Here is a 4,815-nt window from a genome sequence, read left to right on the forward strand (position 1 = left end):
CTTTAGAATTGTGCCAAGACTTGAAGCACTGCAAGGGGAATAACCCTTTGCCTTTTTTAAAGGGCTTAAATAAGTTCTTTAAAGAGGGCAACCTCAAAAACAAAAACAAGGAGAAAGAATGCAAATCAGAAAGGAAATAGAGCTTTATGATTTAGAAGATTTTGATGATGAAGATGTTTATCATCTTTTTACTGAATTAAGCGAAGAAGAAAAGATACATTTTGTCATAAAAGTTCTCTACACAGATTCACATAAATATTTAAATCAGCTCGAGTTGCTAAGAGCTGTTTTAAATGATTTAGAAATTGAAGAAGCAAGAAATATATTAGATACTCTTAATAGTGAGTTTTTAACTCTTGAAGAATACAGGGAGAGAAATAGAATTTATGAGGAGGCAAGATGAAACTAGAAGATTTTGATTTTAGAGTTGTTTATGAGAACGATATTATTGATAATTGCATAGCGGTTTATAATGGTGGTAGTGAATATGTTATGCTGGAAGATGAAGATATAAAAGGTGATATTAAAATAGAGCTTTGGACTGGCTTTAGAGATAAAGGCGGTGTAAAAATTTTTGCTGGAGATATTTTGAATTTTAGAGGTAAAAACTATCTAGTAGAGTTTAATAAACATCTTGAACTAAGTGTGATTTGTCGCACTAAAGATTCTGTGTATGGAATGCACACAAGCAAGGGTAATTTTAAAAATTGTAAGGTTGTTGGCAATATCCACGAGAATAAGGAGCTTTTAGATGTTTAATACAAAAATACAAGTTTTTTATTCTTATGTAGGTTACAGAGTTATAGATGATATTAAAAAAGACTTCTTTGGAGATGGCATAACGACTATTGTAAAACCTATTTGGAAAAAATGGAATTACATTGATACTTACAGTTATGTTAGAGAATATATCAAGAATGATTTATCAGATAAAGATGCAATAATTCACATTTTGCAATTTCATAAGCTTTAATAAGCCCATTTTATAAGTGGGCTTAATTAAAGTTTTTAAGGAGTAGAAAATGACTTTTGCAAATCTAAGTGGCGGAAGGGATTCCACTGCGATGGTAATTAATTATTTAGAAAGCGGAAAAGATATTGATTATATTTTATTTTGTGATACACATTATGAGTTTAAAGAAATGTATGAGTATATTGATAGAATAGAGAATTATTTAAAAAAGAAATTTAACAAAACTCTTGCAAGGTTAAAATCTAAAGAAGATTTATTTTATAAATGGGCTTTTTTAGAGCCAATAAGCAGAGGGGAGAGAAAGGGAGAATTGAGAGGTTTGCCTCTAACATTAGGAATGAGCTTTTGCACTAGAGAGCTAAAATCAAGACCTAGTGAGAAGTTTATAAAAGAAAAATGCCCTAACTCCTTTAAATGCGATATTTTAATCGGCTATACACATAGTGAAGTTAAAAGCGGAAGAGTTAGCAATCTAAGCTATGGCGTGGCTAAATATCCATTGCACGAATGGGGTTGGAATGAGAAAGAATGCGAAGATTTCCTAAAAGAGCGTGGTATTGCAAATCCACTTTATAAATATTTTGAGCGCACAGGTTGCTTTTTTTGCCCTAAACAAAGCAAAGCATCTTTATACAATCTTTTTAAATTTTTTCCAAAAGAGTGGCAAAAATGCAAAGATTTTGAAAGCTTAGCAAAGAGCAAAGGTTGCTTAAATCAAACTTTTAAACCAAACATGACTTTAGAAAAATTAGAGCTTGATTTCAAGAAGAATCCAAAACTAGATTTAAGCGAGGATTACAAAAGCGATGAAGTGTGCTTTTGTAGATAGGTAGAGTATGCAAGAGACTAATATCTTTTTAGAATTAGAAAAAAGACAAGCGCTAACAGATTTAGTCTTTAGTGCTTTAGATAATTTAAAAACCTTAGTTAAAAGAGTGGATTTAAGAGAAATCAATCAAAGAAAAGTATGTGTGATTGTATTTAATCATCAAGTGGGATTAAACGAGTTTAAATACAAAGAAGAACAAATCTTAAATAAAATGCGTATTCTTTATAAAGAGCGAAATTTAAAAGATTGGCTAAGCTTTTCTAAAGTCTTAGCAGAAGTGAGCTTCAAACCTACTCTTAAAGAAACAAAGAAACAAGAGAAACAAACTTATAAAGAAAGAGCCACAGGGAATTTTGAAATAAAATGCAAAAATACTGAACTTGCAGAATATTTTAAAAGAATCCAAAACATTATAAAGGAGCATAATAATGGGTAAAAAGCATAAAGAGAAACTACAAATTGCTAAAAAACAAATTAGTGTTTTAACGCTTTTGCTAGAGTGGCAAAGCAAAAGATTGGAAGCACTCAAAGAAGAACTAAGAAAATACAAAAGGATTAACGATGACTGCTAAAAACTCTCTAAAAGCACATCTAATTAAAATTATCCATATCCTAAAAAGCAAGAATGGCTTAAGTGAAGAGGATTATAGATATGCTTTAAAGGAGCGTTATAATAAAGAAAGCTCTAAAGATTTAAGCATAGAAGAATTAAGAGAATTTGCAGTATTTTTAGGATATGAAGAAAAATATTTAAAGCACAAGAGATATTATAAAGAAAAAGCAAATAAAGGCTATGCTACACAAAAACAAATCAATATGATAAATGCCTTATGGGTAAAATACTCTTATAAAAAAAGTGCATGGGCATTAAGAGAATTTATTAACAATATCATTAAAAAACGCCCCTTGCATTTAAATAGCTTAAATCAAGAAGAGGCTAATAGCATCATTCAAGCTTTAAAGAATTTAGAAGCTAGAAGTAAAAAGAGTTAGTTTTTCACACAACAGCACACACTAAGCTTACAAGAGTTATCGTTGTCCCATCAAAATTAAGGAGCAAAAAATGATTATAGAAATCATCCATACAAAAAGCAACACTTTTTTATCTTTAGCAATTGATAGAAATTCTGATATTCAATTTCTAGTCAAAAAAGAAAATATTACAATCTTTTGCGGTTCTCTTTTGTGTGAAATTCCTATAAAAGAAAATTTTAACATTTTAACCCGTTGTCTTTGTGTTTTAAGGGAGAGAATTTATGAAGGATTAGAAGAAAAAGAAACTTCAATTGTAGTGGATTTGGAAGATTTTTTAAAAAACGCAAGGAACAATTAACTTGCTCCCCCCGAATATTTTTTTAATTTTTTGGTATGATTTTAAAAATAAAGCTTTATGGGGTTTTTATGCTAGATACTTATGATTATTTTGAATACTTTTTAGATTTTGTAAAAAACAACGATAAAAGAGAAATTTTAAAAGAATTTGGTGGAGCAAATATTTATATCCCAAGCTATAAAACTTTGCTAAGAGATGAAGAACTAAAACAAGATTTTAAATCACTTATCAATCAAGGATTAACCACTAAAAAAGCAAGTTTAGAATGTGCTAGAAAGTATGATTTAAGCTTGAATGCTGTGTATATGATTACCAAATCTTTAAGGGTAGCAAACCAGCCAAGCCTGTTTTAGAATTTTTAATTTAATTTGAAATATTTATTGCAATTTTAATTAAAATATTGTAGCATTTATCTCACAATTAGTCTTAGTTTTGCCAATTGGCAAGAATTTTTATGCTTTTTAAAAAGAGTGCGAAAGAAGTGGTGAAAAAGATGATCAAAGAAGAGCTAGTTAAAGATAGTTATAAAAAAGTTGGATATATTAATATGCCTTGTTTCAATACAGGAAATACTTGCGATGTAGCAGAAACTACCCATGATGATGAATTAGATAAAATGCTAAGAGAATTAGAAAAAGAACTTATTGAAGATCGTAAAAAATTTAAGATGGATGAATTTTTTGCAAACGCAAAGTTTTAAAAATATACTTAATGAATACCTAAAGTATATTGAAATAGATTTAGCTAACTCTCTGATTAATAAAACGAAATTTGCTAGAAATGTTATATTTCTCAATAATATTAAAAATATATTCCTCAACTTACTCAATCATTCATATGCTGAGAGCGAAGAATATCAAAAAAGTTATCAAAAATTAAAAGATCAAATTAAAGAATTTCAACTAAAAGCAAATGATAAAATACAGCTTAATGAAAAGCTTTGCATCAATTTAGAATTAATACAAAAACATATTGTTTCCAACACTCAATTTAAAATAAAATGTAAGGAATTTTATTTTTCAAGCAAAGATTTTTCAGAAGCTTTTATGAATTATATAGATAAAAGGGATTTTAAAGATTTATTAGCACAACAAGATGATTTAGATGATGAAAATGTAACCGAAAAAGTATTTGTTCAGTCTTTACTAGAGTTTAACAATGCATTGTCTCATTTAATTATTTCTGTTTCAAGTAGCTCTGAAATTATACAAAATAAAAATTTTAATAGTGCAATCAATCATCTTTATAGAGCCACCTTAGATAATTACAAAATAATAATTCGTTTTACAATATATAAAACGAACAATCAAGATATAAAACAATCTTTTCTTTCTATTAGAGAGCAAGAATTTTTACTTTTGGGTCAAGATTTAAAAGATAAAAAAATTAATTTTTATAATCCCAACAATAAAATATATGAAAAGAAAAATATAATACAAGCCTATCAAGAACTCTATAGTGCGATTGATGAAACTCTAAAAAAACCCTAACTCTCAAACTCCAAACTAATACTATACCCACTCTCACTTAGGCTATGGCTTACACTCTTAATGCTAAACTCATAATTATCATAGCCTATATTTTTAATTTTTAGTTTTCCTCCTGCTCTTATTTCTCTTCCCTTTAGCTCACATCTTCCATTTACACCACCTTTTTGAAGTTCATTTAGCTTACTTTCAC

Annotated in this window: 11 protein-coding genes and 1 pseudogene; 11 read left to right on the forward strand and 1 reads right to left on the reverse strand. The window is 28.5% G+C overall.

The annotated features are described in order from the left end of the window. Positions 1-118: 118 nt before the first annotated feature. From B6S12_RS10115 to B6S12_RS10160, 11 genes are all read left to right on the forward strand, one after another. On the forward strand, positions 119-403 hold the full coding sequence (locus B6S12_RS10115; protein WP_111230658.1) for a hypothetical protein: 285 nt from the start codon (positions 119-121) through the stop codon (positions 401-403). Then, complete coding sequence (locus B6S12_RS10120; RefSeq protein ID WP_111230659.1) at positions 400-759, forward strand: YopX family protein; 360 nt, start codon at positions 400-402, stop codon at positions 757-759. The genes B6S12_RS10115 and B6S12_RS10120 overlap by 4 nt, the downstream gene beginning before the upstream one ends. Beyond that, complete coding sequence (locus B6S12_RS10125) at positions 752-973, forward strand: hypothetical protein (protein WP_111230660.1); 222 nt, start codon at positions 752-754, stop codon at positions 971-973. Before B6S12_RS10120 ends, B6S12_RS10125 begins: the two co-directional genes overlap by 8 nt. 49 nt (positions 974-1,022) lie before the next feature. After that, positions 1,023-1,802: a phosphoadenosine phosphosulfate reductase domain-containing protein gene (locus tag B6S12_RS10130; protein ID WP_111230661.1), complete on the forward strand. Its 780-nt coding sequence runs from the start codon at positions 1,023-1,025 to the stop codon at positions 1,800-1,802. A 7-nt stretch (positions 1,803-1,809) separates the two neighbouring features. Then, positions 1,810-2,238, forward strand: coding sequence for a hypothetical protein (locus B6S12_RS10135; protein ID WP_111230662.1), 429 nt, complete (start codon positions 1,810-1,812; stop codon positions 2,236-2,238). Further along, on the forward strand, positions 2,231-2,374 hold the full coding sequence (locus B6S12_RS11185) for a hypothetical protein (RefSeq protein ID WP_181451037.1): 144 nt from the start codon (positions 2,231-2,233) through the stop codon (positions 2,372-2,374). Before B6S12_RS10135 ends, B6S12_RS11185 begins: the two co-directional genes overlap by 8 nt. After that, positions 2,364-2,795 (forward strand): regulatory protein GemA, encoded by a 432-nt coding sequence (locus B6S12_RS10140; RefSeq protein WP_111230663.1) that lies wholly within the window; start codon positions 2,364-2,366, stop codon positions 2,793-2,795. The genes B6S12_RS11185 and B6S12_RS10140 overlap by 11 nt, the downstream gene beginning before the upstream one ends. A 70-nt stretch (positions 2,796-2,865) precedes the next feature. Next, complete coding sequence (locus B6S12_RS10145; RefSeq protein ID WP_111230664.1) at positions 2,866-3,135, forward strand: hypothetical protein; 270 nt, start codon at positions 2,866-2,868, stop codon at positions 3,133-3,135. 68 nt (positions 3,136-3,203) lie between these two features. Beyond that, positions 3,204-3,488 carry a Mor transcription activator family protein gene (locus B6S12_RS10150; RefSeq protein ID WP_111230665.1) on the forward strand — a complete coding sequence of 95 codons (285 nt, stop codon included), beginning with the start codon at positions 3,204-3,206 and terminating at the stop codon, positions 3,486-3,488. 101 nt (positions 3,489-3,589) lie between these two features. Further along, a complete protein-coding gene (locus tag B6S12_RS10155) occupies positions 3,590-3,835 on the forward strand; it encodes a CJH_07325 family protein (protein WP_111230666.1) in 246 nt (81 codons plus the stop codon). Continuing rightward, complete coding sequence (locus tag B6S12_RS10160; protein WP_146239363.1) at positions 3,816-4,625, forward strand: hypothetical protein; 810 nt, start codon at positions 3,816-3,818, stop codon at positions 4,623-4,625. The genes B6S12_RS10155 and B6S12_RS10160 overlap by 20 nt, the downstream gene beginning before the upstream one ends. On the opposite strand, the pseudogene B6S12_RS10165 reads toward B6S12_RS10160, so the two are convergent. Further along, positions 4,622-4,815 (reverse strand): annotated as a pseudogene (locus B6S12_RS10165) (phage late control D family protein); the annotation flags it as partial. The gene B6S12_RS10160 and the pseudogene B6S12_RS10165 sit on opposite strands and share 4 nt — an antisense overlap.

Source organism: Helicobacter valdiviensis, from assembly GCF_003245365.1.
GTDB lineage: Bacteria > Campylobacterota > Campylobacteria > Campylobacterales > Helicobacteraceae > Helicobacter_D > Helicobacter_D valdiviensis.